We start from the raw sequence: 20254 nt of genomic DNA, 5'->3' as shown, positions 1-20254 counted from the left end.
ACCCCCGCCCCACCCGCCGAGTCATCCCCGCGGCCCCGGATCGGACCCCCGATCCGGGGCCTCGGTCGTTCCCGCCGCGACCGCGCGTCACCCGAGGACGTACTGCTCGTCCCCGAACTCGGCCACGATCTTCAGCTTGCCGCCCAGGGCGCGCACGTAGGCGGCGAGCGTCTCGACCTCGCTGCGTTGGAGCTCGCCGTTCTCGATCCGCGAGACCCGCGCCTGGGTGACGCCCATGGCCTCGGCCACTGGTACCAGCCTTGCCAGTCACCGGCCTTGTTTTCGCCGACGAGGAACACTGCTCACCTCAGTGGGTCGAAGACGAACAGCAGCCGGACTTCGCTGCTGCCGGCCGACCCGGGGCGCAGTTCCTTGAGATTGGCCAGACGGGACCCCTTGACGGTGTCCACCAGTGGGCGGCCCATCGCCGGGCCTTCTTGCCTCAGGGCCGTGATGGCCTTGCTGATCTGGATGAGCGTTGGGCGGTCCTGGAGGGTGAACAGGTGCGGTCTCACTCGGAGGTGGGGGTGAGCGGTGACCCGAGGTGCGGCGGGGTCGTTGGGCCGGGCATGAACGCCATGAAGCGAACCCTTTCTGCCCTGGTCCTCACCGGCGGCGCCGCCCTCGCACTCACCCCCGTCGCCGCCCACGCCGACGAGCCCGCCGTCCAGGGTCCCCCGATCGCCCAGCGCCTCGGCGAGATCGTCGACCACCCGGCCCAGACCGTCCAGGACACGAAGCTGGCGGTGGGCGCGACGACCGCGGCGGCCGGCTCCGCCACGGCGGGCGCCGGTACGGCCCTGTCCGGGCTCCCCAAGACCCCCAAGGTCGGCTGACCCCAGCCGGTACGGGCATCTCACGGCCGACCCGGAGAGTGACCGCCGGGTCGGCGGGGCTTTCGGGTGGGGGCGCTCGTTGAGCAGCGCATGATCCTCTGGTTGCTCAATCACGTCAGCACTCTGGTCATCGCCGTCCTCCTCGTCGGCGGTCTCACGGGCCTTGCCGCGGCCGGGAGCCTGACCGCCCGGCGCCGCTTCCCGCACCTCGCCAAGGGCGAGCACAACGAGATGGTCGGAGTCGCGCTCGGCATGTTCGGCGCGATCTACGGCATCATCCTCGCCTTCGTCGTCGTCACCCTCTGGACCCAGCTGGAGAACACCCAGAACATCGTCGCGACCGAGGCCACCGACCTGGCCCTCGTCGTGCGCAGCGCCGACACCTTCCCGCCGGCCGACCGCGCGCGGGTGCATCAAGCGGTGAGCGCGTACACGCACGCCGTCGTCGAGGTGCAGTGGCCGCTGATGCGCGACGGCCGGCCGAGCTACGAGGCGACCGCGCCGCAGACGCACGACCTCTACCGGGCCCTCCAGGCGTACGAGCCGGCCGGCACCCGCGCCGAGACCTTCTACGCCGAAGCGGTCACCCACCTCAACGACGTCGCCGCGCAGCGCCGGGCCCGCATCACGATGGCCGAGACCTCTCTGCCGGTCCTGCTGCAAGTGCTCGTGTACGGCGGGGCACTGGTGATCCTGCCGCTGACGTTCCTGTTCGGGCTGCGCAGTCTGAAGATGCAGCTGCTGTTCGTGTCGGCGGTGGCGGGGCTGATCGGCTTCAGCCTGCTGCTGGTGGTGGCGCTGGACCGCCCCTTCGCGGGCGACCTGAGCGTGAGCCCGGCGCCCTACAAGGAGGCGGCCCTGTCGCAGTTCTGGGCCGCCCCTCAGCCCCAGGAGCGGGAGCAGAGCACGAGCCGGTAGCCGTCGGGGTCCTCGACGGTGACCCCCCACTCGTCCCAGTACGGGTTGTGGGCGGCCACGCGCGTCCCGCCGTGCTCGACGAGCCGCCGCACGAGGGCCTCGTCGGGCTCCTCGCCGAGGTAGATCACGAACAGGTCGTCGACGGTGGGCGTGGGGAGCACCGGGTTCTGCGGGTCCCGGGTGAGCTCGAAGTGCCAGGCGCCCCCGGCGGGCCCGACCATCAACAGGTCGTGCGCGCCGGGCGCGCTCGCGGCGCTGCGCCACTGCACTTCGAGTCCGAGCCCGTCCACGTAGAACCGCTCGGCGGCCTTGAGGTCGAGGGACGGCCGGGCGACGCGTACGTGGGCATGTGAATCGATCATGCGTCGCAGCCTACGGCGGCCGCGCCGGACGTCAGATCCAACAGGGCGACCAGTAGCAGATGTTGCGGGTCGCGGTCGTTCCCGTGGCGGGCCGGTTCAGCCCGAACTGGGTGCTGTGCTCGCCGTCGGTCGCGCACCCCCACTTCACCGTGACCGTCATGGTGGACGTCGGCACCCGGTTGAACTGGAAGCTGTAGGGCCGGGTCATGCCGCCCGAACCCAGCGCCGCCCAGCCGCTCTCCCCGTTGCTGCCCGAGACCCACGCCCACTTGACCGTGTTGGACGCCGCGTAGTTGCAGCCGATCTTGCCCTGCAGGCGGACGCTTCCGCTGGTGGGCCAGGCCTGCGCCGATGTCGCCGCGAGCGGCACCAGTGCGGTGGCCGCGAGCACGGCGGCCGACAGGACGGCCTTGAGCCGAAGGCTGCGGTTCATATGAGTTCCTCCCCTGTGGTCCCCGGCTCCCACCGGGGGCGCTGACGTTGCCATGCCCCGAGGGGGAGCAGAAAGGCACGTTCGGGGGCGCTCGGAACGCGTGGAGCGCGCGACGACCCGACCGCGCGCCCCCAGCGTCCGGGCGGAGCCGCGCCACGATCGTGAGATCGGCCGGGCCCCTCGGCATACCGGTCAGGCCGATGCCCCGGACCGCCAGGGCGGGCCGTGCTTGCGGCGGTGTTCCTCCAACAGGTCCCGGTCCGAGCGGCGTCGCATGCCGCCCGAGAACATGGACGCGCCGACCAGGAGGAAGAGGCCTGCGCTGATGCTCGGGCCGAGGGGGTCGAAGGTGCGGTCGCCGGTGGCCTCGACCCTCGGGTCGAGCATGCCGAGCGGGTCCTCGAACAGGACGACGTGCTGGCCCTTCTCGAACTTGCCGAAGCAGTTCTGCTGTTGGCCGAGCTCCCGGACCGTGCCCGAGGCGTCGGCCACGCGGCAGAAGGACAGGGCGTCACCCTTGAGGCCGGGCCGCTCGCCGGTTTCGACGACCACCGCGTCGACCCGCTCGCCGAGCTGCGTCGCGTAGGCCTCGTACAGGCTGGGACCGGCGAAGACGCCCAGTGCCATGGTCCCGAAGCCGACGACCGTGGCGACTCCCGCCCGGTTCCAGCCCGTACCCGCCACGCCCGCGCCGATCCCGGCCGCGGCGAGCACGAGGAGCACGCCGAGCCAGAGCAGGCCGTACGGGTACTGGGCGAGGAAGCCGCCGACCGTGGCCGTCACCGGAATCAGCGCGGCCCAGACCAGGCTGCTGCGGGTCCGCGCCGGACCCGGCGGAAGGCCCTCGAAAGCCTGCTTCCTGCGCTCGGCCGTCCGGGTTTCGTCCACCCCGGCACCCTCCACCCACGTCGTGTGCGATTCGCCCCCACCCTATGCAGGCGCGGGGACGAAGACGCTGACGCGGTAGGTGTTCGGGTGCTGCAGGCGGCCGCAGAACTGGTCCAGCCGTACGAGGTGCGGGTCGGTGGCGAGGCCCTCCGCGTACATGCGGTGGACGAAGGTCCGGAACTCCTCGTGGTCCTCGGTGGAAAGGAGCGTCTCCCACCGGCCCGGTCCCTCCACGATTGACCGCCGGGCCGTCTCTTCCCGGAGGCGTCGCTGCTTGCGTTTGCGCTGGCCTGGCATGCCGGCCATGGTCGGTGAGGAGGAGCCGCGCCGTCGAGCGGGTTTCAGAGGTACTGGGCGAAGCCCCTGACACTGGGCCGCAGCTTGCGAAGATCGACGGCGCCCCCCGTCGCCTACCGCCGGGCGGTCGTGACGCCGCCGAGGAAGGCGGTCCAGGCCGTGGGGGCGACGGCCAGCTCGGGACCGGCCGTCACCTTGGAGTCCCGGACGTGGACGGCATCCGTGCAGGCTGCGACCTCGACGCAGCTGTCGCCCTGGCTGCCGCTGTACGTGGACTTGTGCCAGGAGAGGGCCACCTCGACGCAGTCGTCGCCCTGGCTGCCGCTGTAGCTGCTCTTGAACCACCGCAACGGTGAGCTGTTCACAGGGATCCTCGCATTCGCATCAACAGGCCCGCGCTGTCCGCAGGATTGAGGGCCTGGATGCGAAGTTTGGCATACCGCTGGTGGAGGAGGCTGATGGCTTTCGGGTCCGAGATCACATGGCCGGACTCCTGTCCCTCGGTGTACCCCAGCCACTCGTGTTCATCGGTTTCGAGGAGTCGGAAGGGGCCGTCGGTGCCCGCGTGTTCCGGGCTGACCGTCGGCATGATCTGGATGTCGACGTTGGGGAGCTTCCCGCACTCCAGCAGGCGGTCGATCAGCTCCCGCGTGACCTCCGGGCCGCCCGTCCGCCGCTCGATCAGTGACTGCTCGATGACGAAGCTGAAGAGGACGTACGGGGTGCGGAGCAGCAGCTTCTGGCGCTCCATGCGCACCGCCACACGGGCGTCGGCCTGCTCGGGCGTGGCCAGCGGTGGCACGTTGCCTATGAGGGCGCGGGCGTACGACTCGGGCTGAAGAAGTCCCGGAATCGACCGGCACTCGTACGTATTGAGGGTGACGGCCACCTCCTCCAGCTCGGCCCACCGCCGGAACCAGGACGCCAGCCCCCGCCTCCGCGCCAGCTGCCTCGCCGCGATGCCGATGACGCCGAAGCTGTCCAGTACCGCCTCGGTCTTGTTGATGAAGTTCCGGGACGGATGGCGGCGGCCCTGCTCGACCGAGCCGACGTACTGGACCGAGTACCCGATCCGGGGGGCCAGTTGTTCCTGGGTCAGGCCGGCGCGTTTGCGCGAGGCCTTGACCGTCTCGCCGAAGCTGCGCAGGGTGTCATCCGGTTCGACCTCGCCGTCACCGCTGTCGGCACTCACCATGGCGGTCACCTCCCGGAGGAATGCTCACGCACGGTGACCCCCACTGTCCAGGGAGTGGACTCGTACAGTTGCCTTGTACGAGTCCACGTGGTGGTGAACGAGCCTGGTCCGCCGGGATGTTGGCATCATGACCGCACCTGCCGGACCAACCCCGGCCCTCGTACGCACGTTCACTCAGCGTTTCAGCTCCACCCGCCGCGGGGCCCGGCTCGCCCGCCTGCTGGCCCTGATCGAGCTGCACGCATGGGGGATCCCCGAGTCCACCGCGCTCTCCGCAGACGTCGGGCTCCTCGTCGCGGAGCTCGCCGCCAACGCGGTCACGCACGGGCGCGTCCCCAGCCGGGACTTCGAGCTGCGGATGACCCTGCTGGAGGGCGTCCTGCGCGTGGAGGTCTCCGACGGCCGCCGTGACCGCCGTCCCGCCGTGCAGCCGCACGCCTACCAGGCCGAAACCGGCTACGGTCTGCGCATCGTCGATGCCGTCGCCGCCGACTGGGGGGTCGTGGACCGGGTGATCGGCAAGACGGTCTGGGCCGAGCTGGGGCGGTAGCCGCGGCCCTCAGGGCCGCTCACAGGTACTGGGCGAAGTCGTCCAGCGCGCGCAGCACCTCCGCCTCCCGGGCCGAGGGGAGTTGGAGGACGACCTCCTCGATGCCGAGGTCGGCGTAGTGGGCCATCTTGCCCGGGTTGGGCTGGACGGCGTACGGGACCACCTGGAGGGTCTTCGGGTCGCGCCCGGCGGTCTCCCAGACCTGGCGCAGCACCGGCAGGGACTCGGTGAGGCCGCCGCCGCCGATGGGGAGCCAGCCGTCGGCGTGGTCGGCGACCGCGGCGAACAGTTTCGGGCCGGCCTGGCCGCCCATCAGCGTCCGGGGGCCGTACAGGGGCACGCCGGGGCCGAGTTCGCGCGGCGCCTGGGCCGGCTTCGGGTGGGCGTGGCTGGCCTGGACGGAGGAGTACTCGCCGACGTACGCCGTCGGCTCGGGCGCCCACAGGGCGCGCATCAGCGCCATCCGGTCCCGGACGAGCTCGCGGCGCGTGCGCCACTCGACGCCGTGGTCGGCGGCCTCCTCGACGTTCCACCCGTAGCCGACGCCGAGGGTGACGCGGCCGCCCGAGAGGTGGTCCAGGGTGGCGACCTGCTTGGCGAGGTCGATCGGGTCGTGCTGGGCGACGAGCGTGATGCCGGTACCGACGTGCAGCCGCTCGGTCACCGCGGCGGCCTGCCCGAGGGCCACGAAGGGGTCGAGGGTGCGCCCGTACATCTCGGGGAGCTCACCGCCCATCGGCGCGGCGGTGTCCCGGGAGACGGGGATGTGGGTGTGCTCGGGCAGATACAGCCCGGAGAACCCCCGCTCCTCCAGACTCCGCGCGAGACGCACGGGCGAGACGGTGCGGTCGGTGAGGAAGATGGTCGTGGCGATCCGCATGGCTTCTGGCACCTCCGAGACGTGGGACAGTCAAGGTACGGCGTTCCCCCTGCGCACGGCAGAGCGCCTCGGCCTCCAAGTCCTCGGGATCGAGGTCGAATTCGGCCGGGCGGCCGAGTGGGGCCGAGTGGCGGCTGAGTGGCGGCCGAGCGGCGGCCTGGCCGCGGGCTAGCCGCGCGGGTAGCGGGACAGCCAGCCGGGGGATGCCAGGGAGGGGCCGTGGAGGGCCGGGCCCTGGGTCATCTCCAGGGCGAAGTCGTCGGCGAGCTCCAGGACCGTGGGGCGGCCTTCGAGGTCGGCGAGCCAGGGGGCCGGTAGGGCCGTCTCGCCGTGGAGGGCGCCGAGCAGCGCCCCGCACAGGGCGCCGGCCGCGGTGGAGTCCCCGCCGTGGTTGACGGCGAGGCGCAGGCCGTGGGCGATGTCCTCGGCGACCAGGGCGCAGTAGACGGCGATGGCCAGGGCGTCCTCGGCGTCGTGACCGGCGCCGGTGGTGAGGGCCTCGACGACGTGGGAGCCCGGCACGCCCTGGGTGACCGCCGACAGCGCGTGCTGGAGGGCGTCGGTGACGGGCTGGTGGCCGGGGCGGGAGCCGAGGAGGCCGAGGGCGCGCTGGACGGCGGAGTCGAGGGATTCGCCTCGGGTCAGGCCGTGGACGATCACGGCGAAGGCCCCGGCCGAGAGGTACGCGGTGGGGTGGCCGTGGCTCTGCGTCGCGCATTCGACGGCGAGCTGGAGGACCAGGGCGGGCTCCCAGCCGACCAGCAGCCCGAAGGGGGCCGAGCGGGCGGTGGCGGCGGCGTCCCGGGCGGTGGGGTTCTTCGGGTGGGCGAGGGTGCCGAGGAGGCCGTCGGCGAAGCCCGTCATGCAGGCGCGGGCCGGGTCGCGGCGGGCGTAGAGCCACTCCTCCTGCGCGAGCCAGCCGTTGTCCGAACGGCGTTCGTCTGGGCCCCAGTCGTGCTGGGTGGCCGCCCAGCGGAGGTAGGCGCGGTGGACGTCGGTGGGCGGGTGCCAGGCGCCGGTGTCGCGGCGCACGTGGGCCCGTATGAGGCCGTCCACGGTGAAGAGGGTGAGCTGGGTGGCGGCGGTGACGGCGCCGCAGCGGCCGTGCACGGGTACGGGGTGGAGCAGGCCCTGGGGGCCGTGGGTCTCGCGGATCGCGTCGAGGGAGCGGCCCGCGAGGGGCGCGCCCAGGGTGTCGCCCAGGGCGGAGCCGAGGAGCGTGCCGCGGACGCGGCTGCGGAAGTCCTGCTGTTCGGCGCGGCCCCACAGGCCGGTGTTCGAGGAGACGGTGCGCATGCCGCGGCCGTCCGTGGGCCCGGAAGGCCCGGCCTGGCTCATCTGTCCGGCCTGGCTCATCTGCCCCGCCGGGTGCATCAGCCCCGCCTGGACCATCTGCCCCGGCGGGCCCGGCCGGCTCGCGAAGGCCGGTCGGCCGGGTGCGTCCGCACCGCCCGCCGCGCCATGGATGACCACCGCACCAGCCCCGATCGACTCGTCCACCGACCCCACCGTCCCCCGCCCGTGCGGGCCACCGTCCCCGCGACAGTACTGGCGCGCACTGTAGTGGACGCCTTCGGCCGAGTCCGGCGGGAGTCCGTCAAGCGGCCCGGATGAGAGCGCAGAACGGCTGGAACCCGAATACTTCCGGCCGCCACCCCGGCCGATGGCACGTTTTGCCACTTGCCTTCGGAGTGGCTGTTTTCGGCCACGCGTCGTTCATCCCGCGTTCTCCGTGCCCGCCCACAAGGACCTGCTCGTCGGCTGACCGGCCCGGCGCAGCGCAGGAGCCCGGCCGGGACGCCCCCGGCGGGCTCCTGCGCGCAGCGCCCGGCCCCGCCGGCCCGGTCAGTCCAGCAGCGGCAGCAGCTCCGGGAGGTGCCCGTCCGAGGCGCGCGCCGCGTCCTGGCGCTCCCGCGGCACCTCCCCGTACAGCGTCGTACGGGCCCTGGCGGGCCGCCCCGCCGCCTCCGCCACGGCGATCAGGTCCTGCACCGACTTGTACGAGCCGTAACTCGACCCCGCCATCCGCGAGATCGTCTCCTCCATCAGCGTCCCTCCGAGGTCGTTGGCCCCGGACCGGAGCATCTCGGCCGCGCCCTCCGCCCCGAGCTTGACCCAGCTGGTCTGGATGTTGGGGATGTGCGGGTGGAGCAGGATGCGGGCCATCGCCGTCACCGCCCGGTTGTCGCGGACCGTGGGGCCGGGCCGGGCGATGCCCGCCAGGTACACGGGGGCGTTGGTGTGGATGAACGGGAGGGTCACGAACTCCGTGAAGCCGCCCGTCCGTTGCTGGATCCGGGCCAGCGTGCGGAAGTGGCCGAGCCAGTGCCGCGGCTGGTCCACGTGCCCGTACATCATCGTGGACGAGGAGCGGATCCCCAGCTCGTGCGCCGTGGTGACGACCTCGATCCAGTCCGCCGTCGGGAGCTTGCCCTTGGTCAGCACCCAGCGGACCTCGTCGTCCAGGATCTCCGCCGCGGTGCCCGGGATGGAGTCCAGCCCGGCCTCCTTGGCCGCCGTCAGCCAGTCCCGTACGGACATCCCCGTACGCGTGGCGCCGTTGACGACCTCCATCGGGGAGAAGGCGTGCACGTGCATGCCGGGGACGCGCTGCTTCACCGCGCGCGCGATGTCGAAGTACGCCGTCCCGGGCAGGTCCGGGTGGATGCCGCCCTGCATGCAGACCTCGACCGCGCCGACGTCCCAGGCCTGCGCGGCGCGGTCGGCGACCTGGTCCAGGGAGAGCGTGTAGGCGTCGGCGTCCGTGCGGCGCTGCGCGAAGGCGCAGAAGCGGCAGCCGGTGTAGCAGACGTTGGTGAAGTTGATGTTGCGCGTGACGATGTACGTGACCTCGTCGCCCACGACCGACTTCCGCAGGTCGTCCGCGATCCGGCACAGGGCGTCCAGTGCCGGGCCGTCCGCGTGCAGCAGGGCCAGGGCCTGCGCGTCCGTCAGCTTCGTCGGGTCGTCGGCGGCCTGCGCGAGGGCGGCCCGTACGTCGGTGTCGATGCGCTCCGGCACCATGCCCGGCGCCGCGGCCTCGCGCAGCGCCTCCCAGTCGCCGTAGACGTCGTCGAAGTCCTCCCGGCGGTCACCGGTGCGGCCCTCGGTGTCGATGGTGGCGTGCAGATCGGTGCGCCCGTACGCGGTGAAGCCCTCGTCGGGCTCCTGCCACGGCCGCCCCACGACCTGCGCCGACTCGTCCGCGAGCCCGGTCTGTGCGTCGGCCAGCGCGCGTACGTGCGGCAGCAGCCGGGGGTCGAGCCAGGGCTCGCCGCGCTGGAGGAACTCGGGATAGACCGTCAGGCGTTCGCGCAGCTCGAAGCCGGCGGCGGCGGTGCGCTCGGCCAGCTCCTCGATGTGCGGCCAGGGGCGCTCGGGGTTGACGTGGTCGGGGGTGAGCGGGGAGACCCCGCCCCAGTCGTCGATGCCCGCGCCGATGAGCAGCGCGTACTCGGCGTCCACCAGGTTCGGCGGCGCCTGGATCCGGGCGCTCGGGCCCAGGATGTGCCGGGCGACGGCGATGGCCGCGGCCAGTTCCTCCAGCTCCGCGTCCGGCATGCCGCGCATGGCGGTGTCCGGCTTGGCGCGGAAGTTCTGGACGATGACCTCCTGGATGCCGTGGTAGCTGCGCTGGATGCGGCGCAGCTCGAAGAAGGCGTCGGCGCGCTCCTCGTAGGACTCGCCGATGCCGATGAGGACGCCGGTGGTGAAGGGGACGTTCGAGCGTCCGGCATCCTCCAGCACCCGCAGCCGCAGCGCCGGCTCCTTGTCGGGGGAGCCGTGGTGGGGGCCGCCCGGCTCGGACCACAGACGGGTGGCGGTGGTCTCCAGCATCATGCCCATGGACGGTGCGACGGGCTTGAGGCGCTGGAGGTCGGACCAGGTCATGACGCCCGGGTTGAGGTGCGGCAGCAGGCCCGTCTCCTCCAGCACGCGGATGGCCATGGCGCGCACGTAGGCGAGGGTGTCGTCGTAGCCGTGCGCGTCGAGCCACTCGCGGGCCTCGGGCCAGCGGTCCTCCGGGCGGTCGCCGAGGGTGAAGAGGGCTTCCTTGCATCCCATGGCCGCGCCCTGGCGGGCGATGTCGAGGACCTCGTCCGGGGAGAGGTACAGGCCGTGCCCGCTCTTGCGCAGCTTTCCGGGGACGGTGACGAAGGTGCAGTAGTGGCACTTGTCGCGGCAGAGACGGGTGAGCGGGATGAAGACCTTGCGGGAGTAGGTGATGACACCGGGCCGCCCGGCGGCGGCGAGCCCGGCGTCCCTTACCCGTGCGGCGGAGGCGGCGAGGTCCGTGAGGGCCTCGCCGCGCGCCTGGAGGAGTACGGCCGCCTCGGTCGCGTCGAGCGCGACGCCGTCGCGGGCCCGCCGGAGCGCGCGGCGCATCGCGTTTTCGGTCGGAGCGTCACTCGGAGTGGTCATGGGCCGAGCATACGATCCGACGTTCCCGGGGCGGGGCGGCTGTGGGATGGCTCATCTCATCAGCTCACCGGCGTTGACCAGCAATGACTGGCCGGTTATCGCCCGCGCCCGGTCGGAGGCGAAGAAGACGGCGGCGTCGGCGACGTCCCCGTCGGTGGCGAGGTCGGGCAGTGCCATGCGCTCGGTGAGGCGGGCGTGGACCTCGGCCTCGGGGACGCCCTCGGTGTGGGCGGAGAAGGTGACGAAGGCCTGCACCGGCGGCCCCCACATCCAGCCGGGCAGCACGGTGTTGACCCGGATCCGGTGGGGGCCGAGCTCGCGTGCCATGGAGTACATGGCGGAGGTCAGGGCCCCCTTGGAGGCGGCGTAGGCGGCCTGTTGGACCTCGTTCGGCGCGGCCACCGCGGACTGCGTCCCGATGATCACGACGGATCCGCCGCGCTCCTTGAGCGCGGGCAGGCAGGCCCTGGTCATGCGCAGGGTCCCGAGCAGGTTCACGTCGATGACCTGCTGCCAGGTCCCGAAGTCGGCGTCCTGGAGGCCACCGAAGTACGAGTCCAAGGCGGCGACGTGCACGACGGCGTCGATCCGGCCGAACCGCGTCCGCGCCAGCTCCGCCAGGGCCTCGCACTGCCGCTCGTCGCCGATGTCCGTGGCCAGATGGGCGGTGTGCGCGCCCTCGGGGTCGATCTCGGCGGCCGACTTGGCCAGATTGGCCTCGGTGCGCGCCCCGAGGACGGCGTTCCCGCCGTCACGCACGACGGCGGCGGCCACTTGATGCCCGAGCCCGGCCCCGACTCCGGAGACGATGACGGTCTTCCCTTGCAGCAGCATGACGAGCCTCCAGGCGGGCGCACTGATCTGACGGCCCGTCAGGCTACGGGGACGGCGCGATGATGTGAAGGGGAGGGGCGGCGGCGGTCCCCCCGAGGAGGCCGGGGGCGGCCCCCTCCATCCGGTTGACTGCCGGGCGGGTCGGCCCTGCGGCCCCACGGACGGCTGGAAGCATGCGTCCATGGCATCCCGGGCAGGCACGGCCGAGAGTTCGGCCAAGGCGCGACTGGTTCTGGCGACGCTCGCGGCAGGCCAGTTCCTGATGGCCCTCGACAGCTCCGTCATGAACGTCTCCATCGCCACGGTGGCCGAGGACGTGGGCACGACCGTGACGGGCATCCAGGGCGCCATCACCGCCTACACCCTCGTGATGGCGATGTTCATGATCCCCGGCGGCAAGGTCGGGGCGCTTCTCGGCCGCAGACGGGCGTTCGTGATCGGCTGCTGCATCTACGGGGCCGGCTCCCTCACCACCGCGCTCGCACCGAACCTTCCCGTGCTGCTGCTGGGCTGGTCGTTCCTGGAGGGAATCGGGGCGTCGCTCATCCTGCCCGCGATCGTGGCGCTCGTCGCCGGCAACTTCGCCGTCGAACGCCGCCCCGCCGCCTACGGACTCGTCGTGGCGGCAGGGGCCGTGGCGATCGCGGTCGGGCCGCTCATCGGCGGGATCGCGACGACGTACTTCTCCTGGCGGTGGGTCTTCGCAGGCGAGGTCCTGGTGGTGCTCGTCATCCTCGTGTTCGCGCGCCGCATCGCGGACGCCCCGCCCGGCGAGCGCCGGAGCATCGACTACGTCGGCGCCGTCCTCTCCGCGCTCGGGCTCGGGCTCTTCGTCTACGGCGTGCTCCGGTCCGACGAATGGGGCTGGTTCAAGCCGAAGCCCGACGCGCCCTCGTGGCTCGGGATCTCCCTGACGGTGTGGCTCATGCTGGCGGGCCTGCTGCTGATCAGGCTCTTCCTCCACCGGGAGGCAAGGGTCGTGGAGCGGGGCGGGGATCCGCTCGTCGATCCCGGCATGCTGCGCAACAGGCAGCTCAGCGGCGGGCTGACGATGTTCTTCTTCCAGTACCTCGTACAGATGGGCGTGTTCTTCGTCGTCCCGCTCTACCTGTCCGTCGCCCTGGGCCTGTCGGCACTGGAGACCGGCGCCCGCCTCCTGCCGCTCTCGGTGAGCCTGCTCGCGGCCGCGACCCTGATCCCGCGCTACCTCCCGAACGTCTCGCCACGGCGGGTGGTGTGGCTCGGGATCGTCGCGCTGCTGGCGGGCGCGGTGGTCATGATGGCCGCCCTCGACCTGGACGCCGGCGCGGAAATCGTCACCGTCCCGCTCCTGCTGATCGGGCTCGGCATGGGAGCACTCGCCTCCCAGCTCGGGTCGGTCACCGTGTCCGCGGTGCCGCAGGCGCAGAGCGCGGAGGTCGGTGGCGTACAGAACGCCGTAACCAACCTCGGTGCCTCGATCGGTACGGCACTCGCCGGCTCGGTCATGATCGCCGCGCTCGCCACGTCCTTCCTGACCAGCATCACGGCGAATCCGGCGGTCCCGGACAGCGTCAAGAGCCAGGCGACCGTCCAGCTCCAGAGCGGCGCGCCGTTCCTGTCCGACGCCCAGCTCCAGACCGCCCTCGACGAAGCCGGCGTGAGTGCGGCGGTCTCCGAGGCGGCACTGGACGCGAACGCCGAGGCCAGGCTCGACGGCCTGCGTGTGGCACTGGCCGTCCTCGCCCTCGCCGCGATCGTCGCCCTGTTCTTCGTGAAGCGGATCCCGTCGACCCAGCCGCGCTCGCCGGAGCCGGAGCCGGAGCCCGAGCCCGAGCCGGAGCCCGGGTCGTAGCCCGCTGCCCGCATGGGGTGCGGGGCGAGGGCCGGGCGCGCAGCATGGAGGCATGGCCGTACCGGCGCCCCGTACGTCCCGCCGTCCGCTGCCCGGGCCGCCGCGGACGGCCCTAAGCGGCCTCGGGGACGTGAGGCACGTCCCCGCGCCGCCCGGTACGGCACCTCGCCGCGTTGTCGCAGCATCCGAGTACGTCCAGTACAAGGGCGCTGCTCCGCCTTGCGATGCACCACACCGGACGACGCGGAAACGCACCCCACTTCCCCGAGGCCGCTTCGCGGCTGTCGCGGCCTTCTTCGCGGCCGCTCTGGCCCTCGTGCCGGCCGGTCCCGCTCATGCCTTCACCGGCGACAACCACGAGGACATCACCCGGGCCGCACTGCCCTGGCAGCCCAGCACGCTGACCGCGATGGCCGGCGCCCGCGACGGGGCGATCAACGCCAACGACCGCCGTCCCTACTTCGACGTCGGCCCCCTGCACTGCGACAACGCCGACTACCTCGATCCCCGTAACGCCCCCGGCTACCCCCGCACCCGGGACGAGGCCACCACCGAGCTCCTCGCCTGCGTCCGCACCTCGGTCGCCCGCTTCCGGAGCGCGGTCCGGGCCGCCGACGGCCTCGTCGACGCCGACGGCACGGTGCGCGCCGACCAGAGCGACCTGTCCTCCCCCTGCACGTGGGAGGAGAAGCCCGGGCGGGCCAAGTGCGTCCTCATCGAACAGCTCGGCCGCGGCTGGCACCAGATCGAGGACTTCTACTCGCACTCCAACTGGAGCGACCGCTCGGCCCCCGGCCCGGTCGGCCCCGCCAACCCGCCCGGCCTGGCGCGTACGGACGTGGCGCCGTTCCTCGACATCCGCCGCTACAGCGCGATGGAGGACGCCGACTGGACCCGGGAGGCGCGGGAGCACATCCCCGCGGACCTCGCCACCGGCTGCTACCCCGACTTCGATTCCACCGGCGTCAAACCCGCCGACTGCGACGGCCGCGTCTCCCACCGCGACCTGAACAAGGACACCGCCGCTTCCGCCCGCTCGAAGACGGGTGACAACTTCCTCCGCGCCACTGCCGGGGCCACCGCCGAGATCAGGCGCCAGTGGAACGACTTCAAGGCCGAGCTTCTCGCCGCGTACCCCGGTCACGGGCGCGGGGCGCAGATGATCTGCGCCCTCGTCCACGACGACCCGGCCGCGGTCTGCCGGTGACGGCGTGGGGAACGGTCCGCGGCCGCTACCACCGGCCCCCGTGCTCGGTCAGCGCCGCGCCCAGGCGGGCCACGCCCTGCGAGATCTCCTGCGGGGTGTGCGTCGTGAACGACAGGCGCAGGGTGCGGGGGTCCGGGGTGCCCGTGAAGAAGGGGGAGCCCGGCACGAAGGCGACCTCGTGGGCGATGGCCGTCTTCAGGAGGGCCGTCGCGTCGTGGCCCTCCGGGAGGCGGGCCCAGACGAACATGCCGCCCTCCGGGCGGTTCCACGCGGAGCCCGCCGGGAGGACGTCGGACAGGCCCGCCAACAGGGCGTCGCGGCGCGGCCGGTAGGCGGCGCGGACCGTGTCGACGTGGGCGTCCAGGTCGCTGGCTGCCAGGTAGTGGGCCGCGGCCAGCTGGTCCACCGTCGAGGTGTGCAGGTCGGCCGCCTGCTTCGCGATCACCGCGGCCCGGCGCAGCGCCGCCGGGGCCCGCAGCCAGCCCAGTCGCAGCCCCGGTGCCATGATCTTGGAGAAGCTGCCGAGCAGCGCCGTGCGGTCCTCCGCCCCCGGGTGGGTGGCCAGCCAGGGGACCTCCGCGCCCTCGTAGCGCAGGTCCCCGTACGGATCGTCCTCGACCAGCCACAGCCCGAGGCGAGCCGCCGTCCTCGCCACCTCCGCCCGCCGAACCCCCGGCAGGGTGCGACCCGTCGGGTTCTGGAAGGTGGGGATCGTGTAGAGCAGCTTGGGGCGTTCCCGTACGACGGCCTCGGCCAGGGCCTCGGGGATGATGCCCTCCTCGTCGCAGGGCACGGCCACCACCCGCGCCCCGGCCAGTGCGAAGCACTGGAGCGCGGCCAGGTAGGTGGGGTTCTCGACGAGGACCACGTCCCCGGGCTCTATCAGGGCGCTCGCGATGAGCGTGAGGGCCTGCTGGGAGCCCGAGGTGACGATCACGTCGTCCACCTCCGTCGCCAGTCCCCGCGCCGTCGCCCGCTGCGCGATGGCGGCGCGCAGCTCCGGCACCCCCTCGGTGGTCGAGTACTGCAGCGCCCGCCGCGCGGAGGCCGTGAAGGCGGCGTCGTACGCGATCCGCAGCCCCTCGGTGTCGAAGAGCTCCGGGGCGGGGAGGCCGCCGGCGAAGGAGATGATCCCGGGGCGTGCGGTGAGCGCGAGGATCTCGCGTACGGACGAACCCCCCACCGAGTTGGCGCGCGCGGCGAACGCGGGCTGCGGCGACAAGACGACGGAGAGGGCGGCTTCAGCGGGCACGTGAGCTCCTTGGGGAGTCGGGTGCGCGCATCGTAGCCCCGGAAAGATGCAGGTGGCACGTATGTATGTCACGTCGCGAACGGGCCCCGACCCCTCCCCATCTGACGGTATATCAGCTAGACCGTTCCCCATGACGACAGGAGAACGGGGCCGACGGCCCCAGGACCGGCAGCCGCAGCAGGACACCCGCGCCGACGACTACGCCGCTCTCGCGGCCGTCGGCCCCTACGGCGTCCGCCCCGGCCATGCGCTGATCACCATGGTGGAGCCGCACCCGGGGCACGAGTACGCGTACAACCGCTGGTACGAGGACGACCACTACTACGCAGGCGCGATGGCCATGCCCTGGATGTACGCGGGCCGCCGCTGGGTGGCCACCCGCGAGCTCCAGGAGCTGCGCTACCCCGAGAAGTCGGCCGTCGCCCAGCCGGTCACCGCCGGCTGCTACATATCCACGTACTGGGTCACCGAGGGCCGCTACGACGAGCACATGAAGTGGACCGTCGGCATCAACAAGCGCCTGAACCGCGACGGCCGGGTCTACCAGGACCGCACCCACGTGTTCACGGCCTTCCAGGACCACGAGGCCACCGTCTACCGCGACGGCGCCGCCGGCCCGCGCGACTTCCACGCCCTCGACCACCCGTACGCGGGCCTCGTCGTGCAGGTCGTCGACGCCGAGGGCCCCGAGCAGCGGGCCGAACTGCTGGAGTGGCTGCGCGCACGCGCCCTGCCCGGGCGGCTGCACGGCTCTCCGGCCGCGATGGTGACGGTCTTCCGGCCCACGCCGCTGCCCGGCGACCGGATGACGTACGTCAAGCAGGTCGAGGGGGTCGACACCCGCCTCACGCTGCTGTGGTTCCTGGAGCAGGACCCCCGGGAGCCGGCCTGCTGGAGCCACTTCCAGGGGCTGGACGCCGAGGTCGCGGAGGCGGGGCTGGGGCGGGTGGAGCTGGTCGCGCCGTTCATCCCCACGGTCCCGGGGACGGACCGGTACGTCGACCGGCTGAGGTGACCGCACCCGGGTGCACCCGGACATGGCCGAGCCCCCTCGGCCAGGACGGCGGCCAGTCGAGAGGGCTCTAGTCAGTGCTGCGGAATTTCGGACGGCCAGGTGGTGCCGACGGCGCATCCGTGGCGGCTGTGGCGCCTGCAGTGACGTTCAGGCTAGGCGTCCCAGCCGACCCTCGCTGACACCGTCTACGAACGAGGTCCAGGAGCCGGGCGCGAAGGTGAGGGACGGGCCGTCCTGCACCTTCGAGTCGCGGACCGCGATGGCCTCCATGACGGGGGACTTGACTTCGACGCAGGCCCCGTTGGCGGAATAGGAGGACTTGGTCCAGTTGTCCGTGGCGCCCTGGCGAATAGCCATGTTTCTCTCCGGTTCAGCGAGTAGTTCTGCTGGCGTGTCGGCCACTTGTTCCGGCCGACGTGATCGACGCTACCCGCAGCTCCTGATAGGTGAAGTAGCCGTTCACCCGACCGAGTGGCATATTCCAGTCAGGGCTTATGTGGCCGGGGAGTGACGGTGTACCGTGCCGACCCGCCGCTCCGCCCTCCCGGACTCGCCCTGCTTCCTGGCGATTTACTCGCCTTCGCCCGCGTAGTGGTCGATGATCCCGGAGATGAACTCCCGCGTCTGGTCGACGTTGAGGGCCTGGGCGCGCAGGTGCTCGTACATCACGCTGTACTTCTGCACGTCGTTGGCCTTTTCCAGGTACAGGTCGCTCGTCACGCCCTCGATGTAGACCACGGTCGAGTCGGATGCGTCCGGGAATTCCAGGATGGCGTACTGGCCGTTGACGCCGGGGTGCGCCCCCAGTGAGAACGGCATCACCTGCACCGTGACGTGGGGCTGCTCCGACTGCTTTATCAAGTACTCGAGCTGCCGGGTCATCAGCTGGGCGTCACCCACGCGCCGGCGCAGCGCCGCCTCGTCGATCACCGCCCACAGGCGCAGCGGCCCGAGCTCCGGGTTGTTGTTGTCCGTCTCGGAGAGCCGCTTCTGGCGGTGCATCCGGACCTGGACGCGCTTCTCCACGTCCGCCGGAGCGGTCTCCGGCCATGCGCCGCGGACGAGGGCCTGTGCGTACTCCGTGGTCTGGAGCAGCCCCGGGATGACGAGCGGTTCGTACGTGCGCAGGCTCGCGGCATCCGTCTCCAGGCCGATGTAGACGCTGTACGGGATGTCCCCGAAGGCGTGCCACCAGCCCTGCTGGCGGGAATCCTTGGCCATCTGCATGAGCGAGTCCACCAGCCGGAGGTCCTCCACCTCGTACACCTCGCACAGGTCGCGTACGTCGCGCTGGCTGATGGAACGGCGGCCGTTCTCCAGCCTGCTGATCTTGGACTGGGAGACGAGCAGGCGCTCGGCAACCTGCTCGGCCGTCATGCCCTTGTCCTCGCGGAGCTTGCGCAACTCCATGCCCAGTCGGCGGCGTCGGACGGTGGGATTGACATTGGACGCCACGTGAACGGCACCTCCGCCTTCTTCTGTCGTGGTCTCTCTGCGTGTCTGATGTCGAGCAGACTGCCACCGAAGCGGGCGCCACCGCTGGGGAACGGCCGGGAAAACAAACGCGCGGGGCGACGCGGCCGGTGTAATGGCCACGTCACCCCGCGCGCTGGCGGCTCCCGAACCGGGTCTTTGCGGACGTCGGTTACGGCGATGGCAATGCGATGGAGCGGGTGGATCAGTGCGCGGCCGCGCGGGCCATCGCGCCGGTCCGGCGCGGCTGCAGCGGGACGCTGCTCGCCGTGGCACGGGCCGGCGGTGCCGGTGCGCGGTCACGGCGCGGCTGTGCGGCCACGCCGTTCTGGACGTCCATCACGGCGTGCGCCACGAGTCCGCCCATCGGGTCGTGCCGGATCAGGTCCCGCAGCCGGGACCTGGACGACCGCCCCTCGTTGCCGGGGTACAGGTGCTTGCCGAGTCCGACCGCGTGGGCCAGTGCGGCAAGCGCCGCGGTCCGCGGGTCCGGCGGTACGCCGGTGCGGATCGCACTGTCGAGCCGGGCACGGATCTCCCGGCTGATCGCCGTGTCCGTCGCCTGGTAGCGAGTTGTCGGCAGCACCCCGCACATCTGTCCCGCGACGGCGTGGACCATGCCGCAGCGCTCCAGGTGGGCGAGGTAAATCTGGCGGAGCCCCAGCCGGGGTCCACCGATCCAGTGGACGGCCCGTACCGGACTGCCGCGCCTGCGCAGCAGTTCCAGTGCGGAGTCCAGAGTCGGATCTCCTGTCGGCCGTGGCATCACCACGGCGATACGATCCCCGTCAGGGGCTATCCGTCCTGCCAGAGCCAGCTCCACTAGCTGTGCCCCGGCCAGGCCGAGGTCGAGCGACTGCGGCTGCGCCGTGGTACCCGTGGCCGGGTCCAAAGCGAGCAACAGAAGCTCCTCCGGAATTGTTCTGCGGCTCCTGCCCATCCATGCCTCCCCGCGTGGATGAGTGACAGGGTGACGCCTCTCACATTCATCTGTCGAGAGCGCGTGGCCGCTTTGTGGGGGAACCCGCAGCTATGTCGTTCTCGTCTAGCACGTGGGCGATGCCCCCTAGACGGGACACTGTTAGACATTCGGACAGCCGGACGTGGCGGCGATGGAGGAGGAACTGGTGGCGGGCGAGTCCCCCGACAAGTCGGTTGATGAAGGAACGCCGGGGGCGGCGTCGACCTCCGCGGAGGGTGACCCGAGGCTTTCGGTGTTCCGGCCGCGGGATCCCGAGGCCCCCGCTGCTGAGCGGGATGCGCTGCGGGACGTGGTGGCGGCGTGGGTCGCCACGTCCGACGAGAAGGCCTCCGAGGAGGACCGGGCCCCGGAACCGGGGAGCGAGGCCGCGGCGTCGACGCCGGACCCCGACTCCGCCGGGTCCTCCGGGTCCTCCGTACGGGCGGAGCCGGCCTCGGCTTCGGACGGTGACGGCGAGGCCGAGGGTGAGGCCGAGGCGGCGGATTCGGGTTCGGCGCGGCCGAAGCCCGCTGATTCCGGTTCGGGCCCGGCCGAGCCGAAGTCGGCCCCGGCCGACCGGCCTGCCGATTCCGCTTCGGCGCAGCCGAAGGCCGCCCCGGCGGCCGAGAAGCCTGCCGCCGTCGAGAAGCCGGCCGACTCCGACACGGCTGATCCGAAGGAGACCCCGGCTCAGAAGGCTGCCCCCGCCGCATGGCCCGCGGATTCCGCTTCGGCCGAGCCGAAGCCGGCCGGGGCCGACGGGTCGGCCGGCAGCGAGCGCACCGCCGTGTTCCGTGCGGTGAAGCCGAAGCCGGCCGCTGATTCCGGTTCGGCGGAGCCGAAGGCCGCTTCCGCCGACGGGTCGGCCGACAGCGAGCGCACTGCTGTCTTCCGGGC

At 72.2% G+C, this 20254-nt stretch carries 22 protein-coding genes and 2 pseudogenes; 8 read left to right on the top strand and 16 right to left on the bottom strand.

Annotation, left to right across the window (positions count from 1 at the left end):
* Positions 1-87 precede the first annotated feature (87 nt).
* A pseudogene (locus tag ACFYOB_RS15660) lies at positions 88-249 on the bottom strand (helix-turn-helix domain-containing protein); the annotation flags it as partial.
* Between the two features lie 53 nt (positions 250-302).
* Complete coding sequence (locus ACFYOB_RS15655; protein ID WP_388560073.1) at positions 303-515, bottom strand: type II toxin-antitoxin system RelE/ParE family toxin; 213 nt, start codon at positions 513-515, stop codon at positions 303-305.
* 63 nt (positions 516-578) lie between these two features.
* Between ACFYOB_RS15655 and ACFYOB_RS15650 the strand changes: the two genes are divergently transcribed.
* Complete coding sequence (locus ACFYOB_RS15650; RefSeq protein WP_388560071.1) at positions 579-836, top strand: hypothetical protein; 258 nt, start codon at positions 579-581, stop codon at positions 834-836.
* Positions 837-926: 90 nt separating this feature from the next.
* Positions 927-1754: a DUF4239 domain-containing protein gene (locus tag ACFYOB_RS15645; protein ID WP_388560069.1), complete on the top strand. Its 828-nt coding sequence runs from the start codon at positions 927-929 to the stop codon at positions 1752-1754.
* Here ACFYOB_RS15645 and ACFYOB_RS15640 read toward each other — a convergent pair.
* The 6 genes from ACFYOB_RS15640 to ACFYOB_RS15615 all read right to left on the bottom strand — a co-directional run bounded on the left by ACFYOB_RS15640 (position 1718) and on the right by ACFYOB_RS15615 (position 4929).
* A complete protein-coding gene (locus ACFYOB_RS15640) occupies positions 1718-2116 on the bottom strand; it encodes a VOC family protein (protein ID WP_388560067.1) in 399 nt (132 codons plus the stop codon). The genes ACFYOB_RS15645 and ACFYOB_RS15640 overlap by 37 nt on opposite strands.
* Positions 2117-2147: 31 nt before the next feature.
* Complete coding sequence (locus tag ACFYOB_RS15635) at positions 2148-2549, bottom strand: hypothetical protein (RefSeq protein ID WP_388560065.1); 402 nt, start codon at positions 2547-2549, stop codon at positions 2148-2150.
* 192 nt (positions 2550-2741) lie between these two features.
* Positions 2742-3437: a hypothetical protein gene (locus tag ACFYOB_RS15630; protein WP_388560063.1), complete on the bottom strand. Its 696-nt coding sequence runs from the start codon at positions 3435-3437 to the stop codon at positions 2742-2744.
* A 42-nt stretch (positions 3438-3479) separates the two neighbouring features.
* Complete coding sequence (locus tag ACFYOB_RS15625; protein ID WP_388560061.1) at positions 3480-3734, bottom strand: hypothetical protein; 255 nt, start codon at positions 3732-3734, stop codon at positions 3480-3482.
* A gap of 113 nt (positions 3735-3847) precedes the next feature.
* Positions 3848-4099 (bottom strand): DUF397 domain-containing protein, encoded by a 252-nt coding sequence (locus tag ACFYOB_RS15620; protein WP_388560059.1) that lies wholly within the window; start codon positions 4097-4099, stop codon positions 3848-3850.
* Complete coding sequence (locus ACFYOB_RS15615; protein WP_388560057.1) at positions 4096-4929, bottom strand: Scr1 family TA system antitoxin-like transcriptional regulator; 834 nt, start codon at positions 4927-4929, stop codon at positions 4096-4098. The genes ACFYOB_RS15620 and ACFYOB_RS15615 overlap by 4 nt, the downstream gene beginning before the upstream one ends.
* A 127-nt stretch (positions 4930-5056) precedes the next feature.
* Here ACFYOB_RS15615 and ACFYOB_RS15610 point away from each other — a divergent pair, with 127 nt between their 5' ends.
* Positions 5057-5479 (top strand): ATP-binding protein, encoded by a 423-nt coding sequence (locus ACFYOB_RS15610; RefSeq protein WP_388560055.1) that lies wholly within the window; start codon positions 5057-5059, stop codon positions 5477-5479.
* Between the two features lie 19 nt (positions 5480-5498).
* On the opposite strand, the gene ACFYOB_RS15605 is transcribed toward ACFYOB_RS15610, so the two are convergent.
* On the bottom strand, positions 5499-6359 hold the full coding sequence (locus tag ACFYOB_RS15605) for a TIGR03619 family F420-dependent LLM class oxidoreductase (RefSeq protein ID WP_388560053.1): 861 nt from the start codon (positions 6357-6359) through the stop codon (positions 5499-5501).
* Between ACFYOB_RS15605 and ACFYOB_RS15600 the strand changes: the two genes are divergently transcribed.
* Entirely contained in the window at positions 6358-6531 is a 174-nt protein-coding gene (locus ACFYOB_RS15600; RefSeq protein ID WP_388560051.1) for a hypothetical protein, read from the top strand. The two genes, ACFYOB_RS15605 and ACFYOB_RS15600, sit on opposite strands and share 2 nt — an antisense overlap.
* Here ACFYOB_RS15600 and ACFYOB_RS15595 read toward each other — a convergent pair.
* From ACFYOB_RS15595 to ACFYOB_RS15585, 3 genes are all read right to left on the bottom strand, one after another.
* Positions 6528-7655 (bottom strand): ADP-ribosylglycohydrolase family protein, encoded by a 1128-nt coding sequence (locus ACFYOB_RS15595; RefSeq protein WP_388560247.1) that lies wholly within the window; start codon positions 7653-7655, stop codon positions 6528-6530. The genes ACFYOB_RS15600 and ACFYOB_RS15595 overlap by 4 nt on opposite strands.
* A gap of 549 nt (positions 7656-8204) precedes the next feature.
* Positions 8205-10781, bottom strand: coding sequence for a bifunctional FO biosynthesis protein CofGH (locus ACFYOB_RS15590; protein WP_388560049.1), 2577 nt, complete (start codon positions 10779-10781; stop codon positions 8205-8207).
* Positions 10782-10832: 51 nt separating this feature from the next.
* Positions 10833-11615 carry an SDR family oxidoreductase gene (locus tag ACFYOB_RS15585; protein WP_388560047.1) on the bottom strand — a complete coding sequence of 261 codons (783 nt, stop codon included), beginning with the start codon at positions 11613-11615 and terminating at the stop codon, positions 10833-10835.
* A gap of 181 nt (positions 11616-11796) precedes the next feature.
* Here ACFYOB_RS15585 and ACFYOB_RS15580 point away from each other — a divergent pair, with 181 nt between their 5' ends.
* Together ACFYOB_RS15580 and ACFYOB_RS15575 are read left to right on the top strand one after the other, a co-directional pair.
* A complete protein-coding gene (locus ACFYOB_RS15580; RefSeq protein ID WP_388560045.1) occupies positions 11797-13449 on the top strand; it encodes an MFS transporter in 1653 nt (550 codons plus the stop codon).
* A gap of 316 nt (positions 13450-13765) precedes the next feature.
* Positions 13766-14656, top strand: a complete 891-nt coding sequence (locus ACFYOB_RS15575) for a CinY protein (protein WP_388560043.1) — start codon at positions 13766-13768, stop codon at positions 14654-14656.
* 25 nt (positions 14657-14681) lie between these two features.
* On the opposite strand, the gene ACFYOB_RS15570 is transcribed toward ACFYOB_RS15575, so the two are convergent.
* Positions 14682-15908, bottom strand: coding sequence for a PLP-dependent aminotransferase family protein (locus ACFYOB_RS15570; protein ID WP_388560041.1), 1227 nt, complete (start codon positions 15906-15908; stop codon positions 14682-14684).
* Between the two features lie 130 nt (positions 15909-16038).
* On the opposite strand from ACFYOB_RS15570, the gene ACFYOB_RS15565 reads away from it, so the two are divergent.
* Positions 16039-16923, top strand: coding sequence for a hypothetical protein (locus tag ACFYOB_RS15565; RefSeq protein ID WP_388560040.1), 885 nt, complete (start codon positions 16039-16041; stop codon positions 16921-16923).
* A 147-nt stretch (positions 16924-17070) separates the two neighbouring features.
* Here ACFYOB_RS15565 and ACFYOB_RS15560 read toward each other — a convergent pair whose 3' ends face one another.
* From ACFYOB_RS15560 to ACFYOB_RS15550, 3 genes are all read right to left on the bottom strand, one after another.
* Complete coding sequence (locus ACFYOB_RS15560; protein WP_328926183.1) at positions 17071-17280, bottom strand: DUF397 domain-containing protein; 210 nt, start codon at positions 17278-17280, stop codon at positions 17071-17073.
* Positions 17281-17493: 213 nt separating this feature from the next.
* Positions 17494-18378 carry a helix-turn-helix domain-containing protein gene (locus tag ACFYOB_RS15555; protein WP_388560037.1) on the bottom strand — a complete coding sequence of 295 codons (885 nt, stop codon included), beginning with the start codon at positions 18376-18378 and terminating at the stop codon, positions 17494-17496.
* A 223-nt stretch (positions 18379-18601) separates the two neighbouring features.
* The gene (locus ACFYOB_RS15550) at positions 18602-19336 is read right to left on the bottom strand and encodes a GPP34 family phosphoprotein (protein WP_328926181.1); all 735 of its coding nucleotides are present in this window, start codon (positions 19334-19336) and stop codon (positions 18602-18604) included.
* 163 nt (positions 19337-19499) lie between these two features.
* Between ACFYOB_RS15550 and ACFYOB_RS15545 the strand changes: the two are divergent.
* Positions 19500-20254 (top strand): annotated as a pseudogene (locus ACFYOB_RS15545) (hypothetical protein); the annotation flags it as partial.

The organism is Streptomyces sp. NPDC006463 (assembly GCF_042870715.1).
GTDB lineage: Bacteria > Actinomycetota > Actinomycetes > Streptomycetales > Streptomycetaceae > Streptomyces.
This window is presented reverse-complemented; position numbering and strand designations above follow the sequence as displayed.

Coding starts and splice junctions, on each gene's coding strand:
- ACFYOB_RS15580 (WP_388560045.1), top strand. CDS start 11,797: ATGGCATCCCGGGCAGGCACGGCCGAGAGTTCGGCCAAGGCGCGACTG.
- ACFYOB_RS15635 (WP_388560065.1), bottom strand. CDS start 2,549: ATGAACCGCAGCCTTCGGCTCAAGGCCGTCCTGTCGGCCGCCGTGCTC.
- ACFYOB_RS15605 (WP_388560053.1), bottom strand. CDS start 6,359: ATGCGGATCGCCACGACCATCTTCCTCACCGACCGCACCGTCTCGCCC.
- ACFYOB_RS15650 (WP_388560071.1), top strand. CDS start 579: ATGAAGCGAACCCTTTCTGCCCTGGTCCTCACCGGCGGCGCCGCCCTC.
- ACFYOB_RS15600 (WP_388560051.1), top strand. CDS start 6,358: ATGGCTTCTGGCACCTCCGAGACGTGGGACAGTCAAGGTACGGCGTTC.
- ACFYOB_RS15640 (WP_388560067.1), bottom strand. CDS start 2,116: ATGATCGATTCACATGCCCACGTACGCGTCGCCCGGCCGTCCCTCGAC.
- ACFYOB_RS15565 (WP_388560040.1), top strand. CDS start 16,039: ATGACGACAGGAGAACGGGGCCGACGGCCCCAGGACCGGCAGCCGCAG.
- ACFYOB_RS15590 (WP_388560049.1), bottom strand. CDS start 10,781: ATGACCACTCCGAGTGACGCTCCGACCGAAAACGCGATGCGCCGCGCG.
- ACFYOB_RS15560 (WP_328926183.1), bottom strand. CDS start 17,280: ATGGCTATTCGCCAGGGCGCCACGGACAACTGGACCAAGTCCTCCTAT.
- ACFYOB_RS15625 (WP_388560061.1), bottom strand. CDS start 3,734: ATGCCAGGCCAGCGCAAACGCAAGCAGCGACGCCTCCGGGAAGAGACG.
- ACFYOB_RS15595 (WP_388560247.1), bottom strand. CDS start 7,655: ATGCGCACCGTCTCCTCGAACACCGGCCTGTGGGGCCGCGCCGAACAG.
- ACFYOB_RS15645 (WP_388560069.1), top strand. CDS start 927: ATGATCCTCTGGTTGCTCAATCACGTCAGCACTCTGGTCATCGCCGTC.
- ACFYOB_RS15585 (WP_388560047.1), bottom strand. CDS start 11,615: ATGCTGCTGCAAGGGAAGACCGTCATCGTCTCCGGAGTCGGGGCCGGG.
- ACFYOB_RS15615 (WP_388560057.1), bottom strand. CDS start 4,929: ATGGTGAGTGCCGACAGCGGTGACGGCGAGGTCGAACCGGATGACACC.
- ACFYOB_RS15550 (WP_328926181.1), bottom strand. CDS start 19,336: ATGGGCAGGAGCCGCAGAACAATTCCGGAGGAGCTTCTGTTGCTCGCT.
- ACFYOB_RS15610 (WP_388560055.1), top strand. CDS start 5,057: ATGACCGCACCTGCCGGACCAACCCCGGCCCTCGTACGCACGTTCACT.